This is a genomic window from Streptomyces sp. NPDC088747 (genome assembly GCF_044751025.1).
Taxonomy (GTDB): domain Bacteria; phylum Actinomycetota; class Actinomycetes; order Streptomycetales; family Streptomycetaceae; genus Streptomyces.
The window spans coordinates 372,222-386,713 of sequence record NZ_JBIVKZ010000002.1 but is presented as its reverse complement, the minus strand read 5'-3'; the positions used below and the strand labels follow the sequence as shown (position 1 = coordinate 386,713).

Genomic DNA, 14,492 nt, shown 5'->3' with positions numbered 1-14,492 from the left:
ATGCTTCAGGTGGCCGGGATCCGTACCCTCCGGGGTGCGAGTCCCGGCCATCTGCTTTTCTATTTATTCTCGTATTGAATTTCCGGCGAATTCCCCGTGACACCTCTGGCGGATTTCCCCCGCATTACCCGAAGGCCTCGCCCTCAAACGCCCGTTGGGCCGAGAATCAGCCCCACGGCGCGCCGGGTACACCCGTGCGGGCCCGGGTCGTCGCGAAGTCGACCGTGGCCTGTCGGCCGGGCGCCACGTCGGCCGTGACGCGGCGCAGATCGCCGGCGGCGTCGAGCGAGTAGGCCGGAGCGGGCGCCGAGGACTCGGGGCCGACGGCGGAGCCTTCGGCGCGCGGGCCCCGGGGCAACAGCCGCCGGGACTCGGCGGGGAGCCGGCTGCCGGCCGGGCGGTCCGCGGCGACCGACAGCGCCAGGTGCAGCGCCCGGTCCAGCGGAGCGGTGCCGTAGGGGCGGTGTCTCCACCGATCCGAGTTCAGAGTGGCCGCGCGGCGGGCGGCCTGGACGGCGGTCGTCACGGGGCCCGGCGCCGCCGGCCGTGCCTCCGGGCCGCCGGTGTCGGGCGCCGTCTTCGAGGACCCGGGTACCGCGATCGTCTCCAGGTCCCAGGCGAGCAGGCCCCGCATGGAGGAGCCGTCCCGCGTCACCTCGTACATGCCGACCGCCCGATGCAGCCGGTGGTCGGCCACGGCGCGCACCGTCACCGTCCCGGCCTCCGCCGACGGGAGCCGCACCGTGACCTCCGACGGGCCGCCGGCCCCGGAGGTCCGGAACCGGGTCAGTGCCATCGCCGTACGCTCGGCGTCGCCCGCGGAACCGGAGTCCGACCGGCCCGAGCCCTCGTGGGGGCCTTCGCCGTCGGGCCCGCCTGCGGTGACGAGCACCGCGGTCAGTGCGGCGACCGTGGCTGTGGCCGCCGCCGCGGCCGACACTCTGGCCTTCCGGGTACGGGAGACACGCGGGATGCCGGGGATACGAGAGAGACGCATGGTTCGTCTCTACAGGTGAGCGAAGTGATTATCGGTCCAGGCGGGTCGGCGGGCCGTTCCCTGTCACCCGCCCGGCGCACCGGCGCTCACACCGCCAGGACCGCGCGGACCGTCTTGCCGCCGAAGCCGGTGCTCACGATCTCCAGGCGGTTGGCGAGCTGCTGGACCATCGCGAGACCCCGCCCGCTCTCCGAGTCGGTGTCCAGCGGGCGGACGCTGGGCCGGTCCGGACAGTCGTCGTGCACCTCCACGGTCACCTCGCCGTGCGCGAGCTGGAGGCGGAGCCGGCAGCCGGTGTTGCCGTGCCGGACGGCGTTGGCGACGAGTTCGGAGGCTATGAGCGTGGCGTCGTCGACCTGGTCGGCGGTCGGCGCGTCCGTCCGCGGCCGGGTCAGGAAGGCCGAAGTGAGCCTGCGGGCCCTCCCCGCCGACACCGCTGTGCGCGGCAGTGTGTACTCCACGCGGGCGGTCTGCCGGACAGCGCGCTCGTGCGCACGCATGACACCTCACTCCCCTCCAGGACGGTCGGCACTCCCGGCGGTCGGACCCCCCGCCGTCCGGGCCCGCGCGATACGGTGCGCGGCCGGTCCTGCCTACGGGTCATGCCCACGCTGAGTGATCCGCAACCGGCGTCCGGCGTCACAAAGGCGCTAAGAGAGTGGCGGGGGTTACGGGGGATGCGGGAGGCGGCCCGGCCCGTCGTCAGCCCGTCCGGGTGAGCAGGTCCCGGATCGCCTTGGTGACCTCGGCCGGCGCCTCCTCCGCCATGAAGTGGCCGCAAGACACGGTGGAGTGGACCAGATCGGGCGCCCAGGCGGCCCACAGCGCGGCGGCGTCGAACCCGAGCGCGGCGCCCCAGTCCTGCTGGAGGACGGAGACCGGCATCCGCAGCTTGTTGCCCGACTCGCGGTCGGCGAGGTCGTGCGCGACGTCGATGCCCGCGGACGCACGGTAGTCGGCGACGATCGACGGCACCGCCTCGCGCGACGCCTTCAGGTACGCGGCCCAGACGTCGTCCGGGATCGCCGGGGCCTCCGAACCCTCGGCGCCCCCGCTCCGTGCCCACAGGTCGAGGAAGTGGCCGAAGAAGGCGTCCGGGGCCGCGCCGATCAACTCCTCCGGCAGGCCCGGCGGCTGGGCCATGAGATAGAGGTGGAAGCCGACCGCCGCGCTGGTTCCGTGCATCACGTCCCACATGTCCAGCGTGGGCAGGACGTCGAGGGAGCCGAGGTGGGTGACCGTGCCCGGGTGGTCGAGTCCGGCACGGACGGCGACGAGCGCGCCCCGGTCGTGGCCGACGAGGGCGAAGCGGTCGTGGCCCAGTTCGCGGGCGACGGCGACGACGTCGGCGGCCATGGTGCGCTTGGAGTACGTCGTCGGGTGCCCGGCCTCGGGGGGCTCCGACGCTTCGGCCGGCTTGTCGCTGGCGCCGTAGCCGCGCAGGTCGGGGCAGATGACCGTGTGATCGGCGGCCAGGTCGGCGGCCACGTGCCGCCACATCAGGTGGGTCTGCGGGAAGCCGTGCAGGAGGACGACGGGGGTGCCGCCGGACCCTCCGACGGCGACGTTGAGGGACACGTCGGCGGCGACGGGGATGCGGTGGTAGGCGAAGCCCGGGATGGTCGGGGACATGGTTCGCTGCCTCTCAGTGGTGCGGGTGAGGAACGACTTCAGCCTGCCGTGCCTGAATCAGCGCTGAATCAGCGCGCGTACGGTGGCGCATGGCGGCCGGAGAGGGTGGTGACGTGGAACAACGGACCGTTTTCGGGGTGCTCGGGGCTGTGATGGCCGAACGTGACGGTGACCCGCTCGCGTTGAAGGGTCCGCGGCACCGGGCCGTCCTCGCCCGGCTCATCGTGGCCCGTCGGCGGGTGGTGCCGGTCGCCCGTCTGGTCGACGACCTGTGGGAGGTGCCGCCGCCCGGTTCGGTGGGTGCCGTGCAGACCTTCGTCGGCGCGCTCCGCCGGGCCCTGGAACCGGAGCGGCCGCCGCGGGCACCGGCTCGGCTGCTGGTCACCGAGGGCCCCGGGTACGCGTTGCGGGTACCGCCGGACGCGGTGGACGCGTGGCGGTTCGAGTCGGCCGTCGGGGACGCGGTGAAGCTGCCGGCCGAGGAGGCGATCGGGCGGCTGGAGGAGGCGCTCGGGTGGTGGCGGGGGCCCGCGTACGCCGAGTTCGCGGAAGAGGGGTGGGCCCGGTCGGAGCGCTCCCGGCTCGCCGAACTCCGGCTTCAGGCAGTGGAACGCCGGGCCGAGGCTCAGCTCGCGCTCGGCCGTGCCGCCGAGGCGGTTCCCGACCTCGACGCCCACGTCGCCGAACACCCCTGGCGCGAGGACGCCTGGGGTCTCCTCGGCCTCGCGCTCTACCGGGCGGGGCGTCAGGCGGACGCGCTCGCTGTGCTGCGGCGGGCGCGGGTCGCGTTGGCGGACCGGCTGGGGCTGGACCCCGGCCCGGCGTTGCGGCGGCTGGAGGCGGACATCCTGGCGCAGGCGGAAGGGCTGGGACTCTCAGCCCGTCCGGCGCTTGAGGACGAGCGCGAAGCGCGAGAGCGGGGGCCCGGGGGCGCAGCCCCCGGATACGGGACGGGCAGGGGCGGAGGGGGCGAGGAAACCCACGGCCCGCACCCGGACGACGTCGCCGCGCGGATCTGGACACGGGCCACCGCCGCCTACGACCGGGTCGTCGGCACCGGCTCGCCCGCTCGGCTGGAGTCGGCCGTGGGGCTGATGAGGAACCTCGCGGTGACCGGGGGCGGCGGCCTGGAGGCGGCGCGGGAACAACGTATGGCGGTGGTCGCGGCGGCGGAGGAGTCCGGTGACGTGGAGCTGACCGCCCGGGTGATCGGCGCCTACGACGTTCCCGCGATCTGGACGCGCGGCGACGACCCGGAGCTTGCCGGACGGCTCGTCGCGGCGGCCGAGCGGACCCTCGCCGCGCTGCCCGGGGACCCGGCGTACGACGGGGCGCGCTGCCGGCTGCTGGCCACCGTCGCGCTGGAGACGCGCGGCGCGCACGGGTCTCGCGGACCGGAGGCCGCCCGCGAGGCCGAGGAGATCGCCCGGCGCCTGGACGACCCGGCGCTGCTGGCGTTCGCCCTCAACGGGACGTTCATGCAGTCCTTCACCCGGGCCGGCCTCGCCGCGCGGCGGGACGGCATCGGCGCCGAACTGGTCGCGTTGTCCGCCCGGCACGGCCTGACGACCTTCGAGATCCTGGGCCGCCTCATCCGCGTCCAGTCCCGCTGCGCCCTCGCCGACTTCCCCGCCGCGGACGAACACGCCGCAGCCGCCAACCGGCTGGCGGAGCGTCACGAACGGCCGCTGGTAGGGGTGTTCACCGAGTGGTACCGGGCGTTGCGGCTCGCCGCCTCGCCCGCCCCGGAGGAGGCGGAGGCCGCCTACCGGGCCGCAGCCGCGCGGCTGGACGGCGCCGGGATGCCGGGCCTCGAACGCGGACTCCTCGCCCTCGCCCTGCTGAGCCTCAGGGCGCTGCCGGACGGGGCGGACCCGGACGCCGACTGGGGCCCGTACCGCCCCTGGGCCGAACCGCTGATCCTCCTGGCGGCCGGGCGCCGGAAGGAGGCCGCCGTGGCGCTGCGCACCGTCCCCGAGCCGCCCAGGGACCTGCTGTACGAGGCCCTGTGCTGCCTGGAAGTGGGCGCCGCCCTCGCGCTGGGCGACCGGGCGGCCCTGGAGCGCGACCGTGCCCGGCTGCTCCCGGCGGCCGGTGAACTGGCGGGTGCGGGAAGCGGGTTGCTCACCTTCGGCCCCGTGGACCACTGGCTCGAAAGGATCGAGGCGGCGCTGCGTGAGCCGGCCACGCGGTAGCGGTCCCGAGCACGGCGGCGCCCGCTCCGGTGGCCGGCTGTGGGCTGTCCCGTTGTCCCTGGTGGATCAGCGCGCGGCGTCAGATGCGGTGCATCGCAAGGCGGTGCATCGCAAGGCGGAGGGCCGTCCTCATGCTGGGCGTGTTCGGGCGATCCGACAACGCGGCGAGGTGCCGTAGCTGTTGTCGCGCGCCCGCCGGGGATTAGTCGTGCGCCCGCCGGGGATTACGGGACAGCCCTCAGACCATCCGGAAGTCCTCGAAGTCGAAGCCCGGGGCCACGACGCAACTGACCAGGACCTCCTGGCCGGCCGCCGGGCGGGCCGACTGCCAGTGGCCGCCGGGGACGAGGGCCTGCGGGACCTCGCCGTTCTCCACGTCGGGGCCGAGGCGGACGACCGTGGGTGCCTGGCCGGGCCGGTCGGCGTCGCCGCCGAGGAGGAGTTCGAGGGGGCCGCCGCGGTGCCAGAACCAGAGCTCGTCGGAGCGGACCGTGTGCCAGGCGGAGACGTCGCCGGGGGTGAGCAGGAAGTGGATCGCGGTGGCCGCGGCACGGGGCCCGGGGTAGCCGTCGGGCCGGAAGGTTTGCGAGGACCGCCACGTCTCGGCGAACCAGCCGCCTTCGGGATGCCGTTGCATGCCCAACGCGGCTGCCAGCGGTGGTACTTCGGGTTCGTCGGGGGTGAGGGGCCCGGAATCGGGTGAGGTCGGCATCGCAGTTCCCTTCAGCTGGGTCACGCCGGATAGGCGTGCGTCTGGGCCGCCTTCACCGTCGCCCACACCGGAGCGCCCGGACGCAGGTCGAGTTCGGCGGCGGCGACGGTGGTGAGGTCGGCGGCCAGCGGGAGTTCGCCGGTGAGGTCCACGCGGATCTGGTCGCCGTGCGTCTCCAGGCCGCCCACCTCGCAACTCCACAGGTTGCGCGCGCTGGAGCCGGTGGGGCGGTCGCGGTGGAGGGTGACGGCGCCGGGCGGGAACGCCACGAAGACGGGTCCTTCGAGGTCCTCGGTCGTCGTGATCGCCGGGCCGGTGTCCAGCCGTACGGTGTGGCCGTCCGCCCGGCCCCGGTAGAGGTTGAGGCCGACCAGCTGGGCGATGTAGTCGGTGCGCGGGTGGCGCGCGATGTCCGCCGGGGTGCCGTCCTGGACCACGCGGCCGTCCTCGACGACGACCAGCCGGTCGGCCAGCACCATCGCGTCCAGCGGATCGTGCGTCACCAGTACGGCCACCGCCTCGAAGTCGGCCAGGTGGCGCCGGAGTTGGGCCCTTACGTCGAGGCGGGTGCGGGCGTCCAGCGCGGCCAGCGGTTCGTCGAGCAGCAGCAGCCGGGGGTGGGTGGCCAGCGCGCGGGCGAGGGCGACGCGCTGGGCCTGGCCGCCCGACAGCCGGCGCGGTTTGGCGCCCGCGTGGTCGGCCAGGCCCATCCGGTCCAGCCACCCGGCGGCCTGTGCGCGGGCCTCAGCCTTCGGTACGCCCTGGCAGCGCGGCCCGAACGCGACGTTGTCGAGCGCGGTCAGGTGCGGGAAGAGCAGGTAGTCCTGGAAGACGACGCCGACCGGCCGGGACTCGGGCGGCGTACGGTCCAGGTCGGCGCCGTCCAGGCGGAGCCGGCCCCCGTCGGAGAGCGGGGTGAGCCCGGCCAGGGCGCGGAGCGCGGTGGTCTTGCCCGCGCCGTTCGGACCGAGGAGCGCGACGACGTCGCCGGGGGCGGCCGTCAGCACGACGTCCAGGTGGAAGGACCCTCGGTCGACGACGATCCGGCTGTCCAGCCCCGCACCGGACCCGAGCCCCTTGCCCGACACGGCGGACGTCCTGGCGGTCATGACACTCCGGGCGTGGGGGAGGTGAGGGTGGTGGGGGAGGTGGGGGAGGTGACGGTCGGGGCGGCGGTGGAGGTCGAGGCCTTCCGTGCGGTGACGGTTACGACGGTGGAGGCCCTTCGCGTCGCGCCCGTGCCGGTGCTGGTGCCCGTGCTGGTCGGGGCGGACTTCCGTGCCGTGCCCGTGCCCGTGCTGGTCGGGGCGGACCTCCGTGTCGTGCCCGTCGCGGTGCGGGTCGAGGGAGACTTCCGTGTCGTGCCCGTGCCCGTGCCGGTCGGGGCGGACTTCCGTGCCGTGCCCGTCGCGGTGCCGGTCGGGGCGGACCTCCGTGTCGTGCCCGTGCCGGTCGGGGCGGACCTCCGTGTCGCGCCCGTCGCGGTGTCGGTCGAGGGAGACCTCCGTGTCGTGCCGGTCCTCATGTCACCCCCGTCAGCCAGCGGTCCCGCAGGGCCGCGAGGACGGCGACCGATACGGCGAGCAGGACCAGGCTCAGCGCGATCGCCGCGGCCGGGTCGCTCTGGAGGGCAAGGTATACCGCCAGCGGCATGGTCTGGGTGCGGCCGGGGAAGTTGCCGGCGAAGGTGATCGTCGCGCCGAACTCGCCGAGCGCGCGGGCCCAGGCCAGCACGGAACCGGCCGCGATGCCGGGCGCGATCAGCGGCAGGGTGACCCGGCGGAACGCGGTGAAGCGGGACGCGCCGAGCGTCGTCGCCGCCTCCTCGTAACGCGGGTCGGCGGCCCGCAGCGTGCCCTCCACGCTGATGACCAGGAACGGCATCGCCACGAACGCCTCGGCCACCACCACCCCCGCCGTGGTGAACGGCAGCGTGATGCCGAAGGCCGAGTCCAGCCACTGCCCGACGACGCCGTTGCGGCCCAGCGCGAGGAGCAGCGCGACACCGCCGACCACCGGGGGCAGTACGAGGGGCAGCGTCACCAGCGCCCGTACGAGACCGCGGCCGGGGAAGTCCGTGCGGGCCAGCAGCCAGGCGAGCGGCACCCCCAGGACCAGGCTCACGGCCGTCGCCGCCGTCGCCGTGAGCAGCGACAACTGCAGGGCCTGCCAGACCTCCGGGCTGCTGAGCTGGTCGGGTAGGCCGCGCCAGGGTGCCCGGACGAGAAGGGCGGCCAGGGGGAGGAGCAGGAAGGCCAGTCCCACGAGGGCGGGCAGCAGGAGGGGAAGCGGCACCCCGCCCCGGACGCGCCGACGCCGCGCCCCACCGGTGCGGGTGTCGGTCGCGGCGTCGGCCCTGCCCGGTCGGGTCACGGCTTCAGGAACCCCGCGGCCGTCAGCACCTTCTGACCCTCGGCGGACCGGACCAGCGCGATGAACGCCTTGGCGGCCTCGGCGTTCGGCGCGTCCTTGAGCAGCGCGATCGGGTAGTCGTTGACGGCCTCGGCCGACTCGGGGAAGTCCACGCCCTCCACCTTGTCACCCGCCGCGTTCACATCGGTCTTGTAGACGACCGCGGCGTCGGCCTCCTTCAACTCCACCTTCGTCAGGGCGCTCTTGACGTCCTGCTCGTAGGAGACCGGGGTGAGCTTGAGGCCGCTCGCGTCCAGCGCCGTCTGCGCGGCGGCGCCGCACGGCACCTCCTTGTCGCAGAGCACCACCTTGAGACCGGACTTGGCGAGGTCCTTCAGGGAGGCGACCTTGTCCGGGTTGCCGGGCAGTGTCGCGATCTCCAGCTGGTTGCGCGCGAAGGTGGCCGGGGTGCCCTGCGCGTCCTTCGCGTCCGTCACGATCGCCATCGTCTTGGGGCTCGCGGAGGCGAACACGTCGGCCGGGGCGCCCCCGGTGATGCTCGCGGCGAGCGTGTCGCTTCCGCCGAAGCTGAACGTCACCTTCGTACCGGGGTGGGCCTTCTCGAAGTCCTCGCCCAGCGTCGTGAAGCTCTCCTTGAGCGAGGCGGCGGCGAAGACGGTCACCGTGCCGGAGAGCTCCGGGGAGGCGGACGACGAGGCCGAGGACGACGAGGACGACGAGTCGGAGTCGGAGGAGGAGCAGGCGCTGAGCGCCAGGAGGACGGCGGCGCCGCCCCCGGCGAGGCGTACGGAACGGGTCTTCACGGAGCTACTCCCTCGGGCAGGCACGTGCCGATCATACTTCCGCGTATGCGAGGCGTAAGTCTCCTGTCGCATCGCATGAGCCGGGTGATCGGCCGAGCGGGCTTGTATGTGCGTTCGTACCGGCCTGCGCGCGTCCGGATACCGTCGTCACGGAGGTGACTGATGCTGCTGCGTCAGCTGGAATACCTGGTCGCGCTCGCCCGGGAACGGCACTTCGCGCGGGCCGCCGCCGCCTGTTTCGTGTCGCAGCCCTCGCTGTCCGCGGCGATCCGGCGCCTGGAGCACGAGCTGGACGTGCCGATCGTGCGGCGGGCCAGGCGGTACGAGGGGCTGACCCCGGAGGGGGAGGTCGTCCTCGCCTGGGCGCACCGCATCCTGGCCGAGCGGGACGCCCTGCGCCAGGAGCTGTCGGCGCTGCGCGGCGGCCTGACCGGCACCCTGCGCCTGGCCATCGTCCCCACCGCGCTGCCGGCCGCCTCCCTTCTCACCAACCCGTTCTGCGAGCGCCATCCGCGGGCCCGGGTCAGCCTGCGGTCGCTGTCGTCGGCCGAGATCACCCACGGTTTCGCCGAGTTCGAGCTGGACGCGGCGATGACGTATCTGGACGACGACGAGCTGCGTCACGTACGACGGTTTCCGCTGTACGAGGAGCGGTACGTGCTCCTCACTCCTGACCGGGGGCCGCCGGCCGGTGCGGCGACGGCGCGCTGGGCGGACGCGGCGACGCTGCCCCTGTGTCTGCTGAGCCCTCGGATGCGCAACCGCCGGATCATCGACGAGTGCTTCGCCGCCGACGGGGCGAAGGCCGAGCCCGCGATCGAGTCGGACAGCGTCGCCGGGCTGTACGCGCATCTGCGGGGCGGCCGTTGGTCCAGCGTGATCTCGCACGCCTGGCTGCACATGTTCGGGGTGCCGGAGGGGATGCGGGTGGTTCCGCTGGAGGGCCCGGCGCACGGGCCGCGGGTCGGGCTCGTGGTGGCCGAGGGCGATCCGCAGTCCGTACTGGCCCAGGCCCTGCTGAAAGTCGCGCGGGAGGCGGACGTACGGGACGCGCTGGACGCCCTGCTGCACACGTACCTGGACGAACGGGGCTGAGACCCGGCTCCCGGCTCGGACGGAGGGCGGGAGATCCGAACCAGGGCTCAGGCGCGGTCGATGTGCACGTTCGTGGACTTCACCCGGGCGGTGGCCTCCATGCCGACCTCCAGGCCCAGTTCCTCCACGGCTTCGCGGGTGAGGAGGGAGACCAGCCGGTGCGGGCCGGCCTGGATCTCGACCTGGGCGGCGACGTCGCCGAGCTTGACGGCGGTGACGATGCCGGCGAAGGCGTTGCGCACGGAGGTGTAGGAGACGGCGTCCTCCTCGGCGCCGGTCCTGGCCAGCTCGACCGAGAACGCGGCCAGGTCCCGGCCGTCGATGAGCCGCCGCCCGCCCTCGTCCCGGTGGGTGGTGACCCGCCCGGCGTCCGCCCACCGTCGGGCGGTGTCCGGGCTCACGCCCAGCAGCCGGGCGGCCTGGCCGATCGTGTAGGACTGCATGCGCGTCACGATACGTGGGACCAGGCACCCACCCCGCCGCACACCGACCCAGCCCCGCCGCACACCGGCCCCCGCCGCCCCCCGCGCGCCGGACCTGGCCGCGCCCGCCCTGAGACGGCTCCGCGACACGCGCCGGGCAGCGTGCCCGGTTGGGGCGGGCGATCCGGGCGGCGCTGCGTGCGACGGAGTGTTCGCCGGACGGGGGCGGCTGATCGCCGGGCCGGACCGGCCGGCCGAGAGGATCGGGCGCGGTGACCTGGGCACCGTACGGCGGCCCGGGACGAGGCCCTCGGCCGGCCGGTCGCCCTCGAACGACATCCCCTGGTGCCACCTCGCCGACGGCGAACTCGCCGCGCACTGCGAACGCACTCGCCGTGCTCTGCGATCGCACCCGCCGCGAGGCACGCGGCGCCGCCCGGATCGCGCATCCCGACGTGGTCGTCGGCCATGACGTCTCAGCCACGGGCGAGCGCTTCCACGGGTGGGGTGCGCAGCGCCTGGCGGGTGGGCAGTTCGACGGTGAGGAAGGCGATGGTGGCGACCACCGCCGCGATGGCGGGCAGCAGCCACAGTGGTCCCGCGGGCCAGGGCCGGTGCAGGAAGCCCAGGGAGAGCAGCGCGAGCGGGACGACGGACAGCAGCGGGCCGGTGACCAGCGCGACGGCGGTGATGAGGCCGGCCTCGCGGCGCATCATCGAGCGGACCTGCGCGGGCGTGGCGCCGATCAGCTGGAGCGTGGCGAGTTCGGTGCGGCGGGCCGCGGTACCGGCGACGAGCTTGTTGGCGATGCCGAGCAGGAGATAGCCGAGCAGTACGGCGAGCACGGCGACGTTGATCCACAGCTCGGGCGCGACCCCGCCCACGCCCCCTGGCTCGGCGTTGTCCCGCACGGCCAACCCGGGCCGGGACGCGGCCAGTTCACCGACATTCCGCAGCGCGGCGTCGGTGCCGTCGGTGCGCACCAGCACGGACTGGTCCAGGCCCGTCGTGGTGTGACCGGCGGCCAGGTCGCGGGAGAGCACGACGGGCCCGAAGCCGAGCCCGCGGGCGTACGTCGCCACGACCCGGGCGGTCACGGGGGTGCCGTCGCCGAGGATCAGCCCGACCCGCTTGCCCACCCGCGCGTCACGCGACCCGGCGACGTCCGTCCCGACGGCGATGGTGTCACCGCTGAGCCCCGCCAGGTCGCCGGTGCGCACGTCGAGGTCGAGGACGCCCGCCGCGGCCGGCGTCAGCACCAGCGCGGAACTGCTCTCGATCGTTTCGTCGCCCGCCATCTTGTACGGCCACAGCGCGGTGGTCGTGGTGACGGGAGCTGCCGCTCGCACGCCCGGCGTGTCCCGCACGGCGGGGAGCAGGTCGTCGGGGACACCGCCGAGTCCCGGTGCGGTCAGGCGGAGTTGGGCCCGCGTGCCGTCGTGCACGTCCTTGTGGGTGGCCGCGACGCGACCCCGGACGCGGGCCCGACCTCGGCCCTGGACCCGTCCCCGGACGCCAGCCCGGCATCGGGCCTGGACGCGGCCTCGGACGCGGGCCCGACCTCGGCCCTGGACCCGTCCCCGGACGCGGGCCCGACCTCGGCCCTGGACGCGACCCCGGACGCGGGCGGCTGGGACTTCGGCGCGGGGCCGGGGTTGGAGTCGGGACTGTGCCCGGACCCCGGCTTCGGCAGGGAGTTCGGCATGGGACTACTCCGTCTCCAGGTTGGTGACGCACGTGGCCAGTTCGGCGGCGCTCGGCGCCTTGAACGTGTCGACGACCCGCCCGTCGGCCATCACCGCCGCCAGGTCCGCGTGTGCCGCGGCGCCCGGGTCGTGGGTGACCATCACGACGGTCTGGCCGAGGTTGTCCACCAGGTCGCGCAGCAGAGCCAGCACCTCGCGGGCGGTCCGCAGATCCAGCGCGCCGGTCGGCTCGTCGGCGAACACGACGGCGGGCCTGGCGGCCAACGCCCTTGCTATCGCGGCCCGTTGCTGCTGCCCGCCGGACAGCTCGGCGGGCCGGTGCGCGAGCCGCCCGCCCATTCCGACCCGCTCGACCAGGCCGCGCACCCACTCCGGGTCGGGCCGCCGGCCGGCCAGCCGCAGCGGCAGCAGGATGTTGTCCTCGACGCTCAGCGAGGGCACCAGGTTGTAGGCCTGGAAGACGAACCCGATGCTTCTCCTGCGGAGTTCGGTGCGGCGGGTCTCGTTCAGGCCGCCGATCTCCGTGCCGTCGATGAAGACCTGCCCGCCGGTCGGCGAGTCCAGCCCGGCGGCGCAGTGCATCAACGTGCTCTTGCCCGACCCCGAAGGCCCCATCACGGCCAGGAAGGTGCCGGCCTCCACGGTGAGGGAGACGTCGTCGAGGGCGCGCACCCCGCCCGGGTAGGTCTTGCTGACACCGGCCAGCTCGACGGCGGCCGCGTGTCCGGACCGGCTCGTCATGTTCCTCGCGACCGCCGCCCTGTTCCTCATGACCGCCCCCGGTTCAGGCGGTGGTGGGCGACGAGCGCGGCGGCGCAGGCCAGGGTGAGGACACCGAAGCCGATCCCGAAGTACACACCGGCGCCGCCGATCGAGGAGGTCACCATGTTGGCGACGGCGCCGAGCAGCAGCAGCGTCCACAGCAGGGGACGTACGATCCCGCCGTCGTCGCCGGTGGCGGGCTCGGGCCGGTAAGGCTCGGGCCGGTAGGGCTCGGGGGAGGCGAGGTCGTGGTGTGCGTCGGTCATGGGACGCTCCTTGGTCGCGGTGGTCGCGGTGTTCGCGGGGCTCTGGGGCACACCACGAAGCTACGAACGATCACCGCCGCGAACGATCCGGCCAGCGGGCCGACCTAGGTACAGCAGGCTGTACCTGACCCGGTGGGCGGGCCTCGCGAGGGCGGTGGGGCCCGGTGCCGCGAGGTGCCCTATCGTCACCGTTCAGGAGGTGCGGATGCCTGTGCGCGATGCCGTCGACGTCGTACCCGCCAAGAACCCCGGACCGGGCACCGGCCCGAGGCCCGCCCGCCCGTGGGACGCGTTCGCCCGTGCGCGGACCGCCCTGGACGCGTTCGAGCACATCGTGGGCGGGTTCGGCACCGCCGTCCTCGCGCTCGTCATGCTGCTGTGGGTGGCGGTCACGGCGGTGGCCTGTCTGGTCGGGGTGGGACTCCTCCTGGTGCCCGGCACGCTGCGCGCGGTGCGGGCGCTCGCCGACCGCGAACGCGCACGGCTGTCGCAGTGGGGCCCCGAGATCATCGGCCGTGAGCCGGGCACGGGACCGACCGGGCTGCGCGAGGCCTTCGCGGACCGCGCCACCCGGCGCGAACTGCGCTGGCTGGTCAGCCACGCCTTCTTCGGGCTGCTGCTCGGCATGACCGGCCTCACGCTGCCGCTGACCGCGGCGACCAACGCCACGTTCCCGCTCTGGTGGCGGCTGCTGCCCGCGGGCGAGGCGACGGACTCCCTCGGCCTGGTCTCCGTGGACGACGGGGCCAGTGCCTTCGCGGTCAGCCTGCTGGGTCTCGGCTGGTTCGCCGTCGCCGTGGGCCTCGAACCGGTGCTGGCCTGGCTTCAGGCATGGCCGGGACGGCGGCTCCTGGCGCCCGACCCCGGCACCGATCTCGCCCTGCGCGTCGCCCAGTTGACCTCGACCCGGGCCGCTGCCCTGGACGCGCACGCCACCGAACTGCGCCGCATCGAGAGGTCGTTGCACGACGGCACGCAGAACCGCATGGTCGCCGTCACCGTCCTGCTCGGCGCGGCCCGCCGCGCGGTGGAACGCGATCCGTCCGCCGCCGACGCCATGCTCGAACAGGCGCAGGGCGCCGCCGAACAGGCCCTCGCCGAACTGCGCGCGGTGGTCCGCAGCATCCTGCCGCCGGTCCTGACCGACCGCAGCCTGACCGACGCGCTCTCCGGCCTCGCCGCCGGCTGCCCGGTCCCCTGCCGGATCGACGCCGACGTGCCCCAGCGGTTCGCCGCCTCCGTCGAGGCCACCGCCTACTTCGTCGTCGCCGAGGCGCTCACCAACATCGCCAAGCACAGCGGGGCCCGGCGGGCCACCGTCACCGTCCGCCGTCGCGAGGACCGGCTGTGGCTGGCGATCACCGACGACGGGCGGGGCGGCGCGGACGAGGCGGCCGGCTCGGGCCTGGTCGGCATCCGCCGCCGTACCGAAGCCCACGACGGAACCTTCGCCCTGGCCAGCCCACCCGGCGGCCCCACCACCATGGAAGTGAGCCTGCCGTGCGGACTGTGACCCACGAACCGGAAGT

Annotated in this window: 14 protein-coding genes; 3 read left to right on the top strand and 11 right to left on the bottom strand. The window is 74.5% G+C overall.

What is annotated here, in order from left to right:
- Positions 1-166: 166 nt before the first annotated feature.
- The 3 genes from ACIP79_RS06205 to ACIP79_RS06195 form a co-directional block, all read right to left on the bottom strand.
- Positions 167-997 (bottom strand): hypothetical protein, encoded by an 831-nt coding sequence (locus ACIP79_RS06205; protein ID WP_401219994.1) that lies wholly within the window; start codon positions 995-997, stop codon positions 167-169.
- Between the two features lie 86 nt (positions 998-1,083).
- Positions 1,084-1,497: an ATP-binding protein gene (locus tag ACIP79_RS06200; protein WP_401219992.1), complete on the bottom strand. Its 414-nt coding sequence runs from the start codon at positions 1,495-1,497 to the stop codon at positions 1,084-1,086.
- Positions 1,498-1,699: 202 nt separating this feature from the next.
- Entirely contained in the window at positions 1,700-2,629 is a 930-nt protein-coding gene (locus ACIP79_RS06195; RefSeq protein WP_401219989.1) for an alpha/beta fold hydrolase, read from the bottom strand.
- Between the two features lie 152 nt (positions 2,630-2,781).
- On the opposite strand from ACIP79_RS06195, the gene ACIP79_RS06190 reads away from it, so the two are divergent.
- Positions 2,782-4,824, top strand: a complete 2,043-nt coding sequence (locus ACIP79_RS06190) for a BTAD domain-containing putative transcriptional regulator (protein ID WP_401220899.1) — start codon at positions 2,782-2,784, stop codon at positions 4,822-4,824.
- 238 nt (positions 4,825-5,062) lie between these two features.
- On the opposite strand, the gene ACIP79_RS06185 is transcribed toward ACIP79_RS06190, so the two are convergent.
- The 4 genes from ACIP79_RS06185 to modA all read right to left on the bottom strand — a co-directional run bounded on the left by ACIP79_RS06185 (position 5,063) and on the right by modA (position 8,712).
- Positions 5,063-5,536 (bottom strand): cupin domain-containing protein, encoded by a 474-nt coding sequence (locus ACIP79_RS06185; protein WP_401219986.1) that lies wholly within the window; start codon positions 5,534-5,536, stop codon positions 5,063-5,065.
- 20 nt (positions 5,537-5,556) lie between these two features.
- Positions 5,557-6,645 (bottom strand): ABC transporter ATP-binding protein, encoded by a 1,089-nt coding sequence (locus ACIP79_RS06180; protein ID WP_401219984.1) that lies wholly within the window; start codon positions 6,643-6,645, stop codon positions 5,557-5,559.
- Between the two features lie 412 nt (positions 6,646-7,057).
- Positions 7,058-7,909: an ABC transporter permease gene (locus ACIP79_RS06175; RefSeq protein ID WP_401219981.1), complete on the bottom strand. Its 852-nt coding sequence runs from the start codon at positions 7,907-7,909 to the stop codon at positions 7,058-7,060.
- On the bottom strand, positions 7,906-8,712 hold the full coding sequence (gene modA, locus ACIP79_RS06170) for a molybdate ABC transporter substrate-binding protein (RefSeq protein ID WP_401219978.1): 807 nt from the start codon (positions 8,710-8,712) through the stop codon (positions 7,906-7,908). The genes ACIP79_RS06175 and modA overlap by 4 nt, the downstream gene beginning before the upstream one ends.
- A gap of 162 nt (positions 8,713-8,874) precedes the next feature.
- Here modA and ACIP79_RS06165 point away from each other — a divergent pair, with 162 nt between their 5' ends.
- Complete coding sequence (locus ACIP79_RS06165) at positions 8,875-9,807, top strand: LysR family transcriptional regulator (protein WP_401219976.1); 933 nt, start codon at positions 8,875-8,877, stop codon at positions 9,805-9,807.
- 47 nt (positions 9,808-9,854) lie between these two features.
- Here the strand turns inward: ACIP79_RS06165 and ACIP79_RS06160 are convergent, their stop codons facing one another.
- The 4 genes from ACIP79_RS06160 to ACIP79_RS06145 form a co-directional block, all read right to left on the bottom strand.
- Positions 9,855-10,250, bottom strand: coding sequence for a molybdopterin-binding protein (locus ACIP79_RS06160; RefSeq protein ID WP_383679973.1), 396 nt, complete (start codon positions 10,248-10,250; stop codon positions 9,855-9,857).
- A gap of 455 nt (positions 10,251-10,705) precedes the next feature.
- Positions 10,706-11,674, bottom strand: coding sequence for an FtsX-like permease family protein (locus ACIP79_RS06155; RefSeq protein ID WP_401219973.1), 969 nt, complete (start codon positions 11,672-11,674; stop codon positions 10,706-10,708).
- Between the two features lie 264 nt (positions 11,675-11,938).
- Positions 11,939-12,676 carry an ABC transporter ATP-binding protein gene (locus ACIP79_RS06150; RefSeq protein WP_401219970.1) on the bottom strand — a complete coding sequence of 246 codons (738 nt, stop codon included), beginning with the start codon at positions 12,674-12,676 and terminating at the stop codon, positions 11,939-11,941.
- Between the two features lie 26 nt (positions 12,677-12,702).
- Positions 12,703-12,963 (bottom strand): hypothetical protein, encoded by a 261-nt coding sequence (locus tag ACIP79_RS06145; protein WP_401219968.1) that lies wholly within the window; start codon positions 12,961-12,963, stop codon positions 12,703-12,705.
- A 205-nt stretch (positions 12,964-13,168) separates the two neighbouring features.
- Here ACIP79_RS06145 and ACIP79_RS06140 point away from each other — a divergent pair, with 205 nt between their 5' ends.
- Positions 13,169-14,476 (top strand): sensor histidine kinase, encoded by a 1,308-nt coding sequence (locus tag ACIP79_RS06140; RefSeq protein WP_401219965.1) that lies wholly within the window; start codon positions 13,169-13,171, stop codon positions 14,474-14,476.
- Positions 14,477-14,492: the final 16 nt, after the last annotated feature.

Excerpts from the sequence above, each read along its gene's own strand:
- ACIP79_RS06180 (WP_401219984.1), bottom strand. The coding sequence starts at position 6,645 with ATGACCGCCAGGACGTCCGCCGTGTCGGGCAAGGGGCTCGGGTCCGGT.
- ACIP79_RS06200 (WP_401219992.1), bottom strand. The coding sequence starts at position 1,497 with ATGCGTGCGCACGAGCGCGCTGTCCGGCAGACCGCCCGCGTGGAGTAC.
- ACIP79_RS06190 (WP_401220899.1), top strand. The coding sequence starts at position 2,782 with ATGGCCGAACGTGACGGTGACCCGCTCGCGTTGAAGGGTCCGCGGCAC.
- ACIP79_RS06205 (WP_401219994.1), bottom strand. The coding sequence starts at position 997 with ATGCGTCTCTCTCGTATCCCCGGCATCCCGCGTGTCTCCCGTACCCGG.
- ACIP79_RS06145 (WP_401219968.1), bottom strand. The coding sequence starts at position 12,963 with ATGACCGACGCACACCACGACCTCGCCTCCCCCGAGCCCTACCGGCCC.
- ACIP79_RS06195 (WP_401219989.1), bottom strand. The coding sequence starts at position 2,629 with ATGTCCCCGACCATCCCGGGCTTCGCCTACCACCGCATCCCCGTCGCC.
- ACIP79_RS06140 (WP_401219965.1), top strand. The coding sequence starts at position 13,169 with ATGCCTGTGCGCGATGCCGTCGACGTCGTACCCGCCAAGAACCCCGGA.
- ACIP79_RS06150 (WP_401219970.1), bottom strand. The coding sequence starts at position 12,676 with ATGACGAGCCGGTCCGGACACGCGGCCGCCGTCGAGCTGGCCGGTGTC.
- ACIP79_RS06160 (WP_383679973.1), bottom strand. The coding sequence starts at position 10,250 with ATGCAGTCCTACACGATCGGCCAGGCCGCCCGGCTGCTGGGCGTGAGC.
- ACIP79_RS06185 (WP_401219986.1), bottom strand. The coding sequence starts at position 5,536 with ATGCCGACCTCACCCGATTCCGGGCCCCTCACCCCCGACGAACCCGAA.
- ACIP79_RS06165 (WP_401219976.1), top strand. The coding sequence starts at position 8,875 with ATGCTGCTGCGTCAGCTGGAATACCTGGTCGCGCTCGCCCGGGAACGG.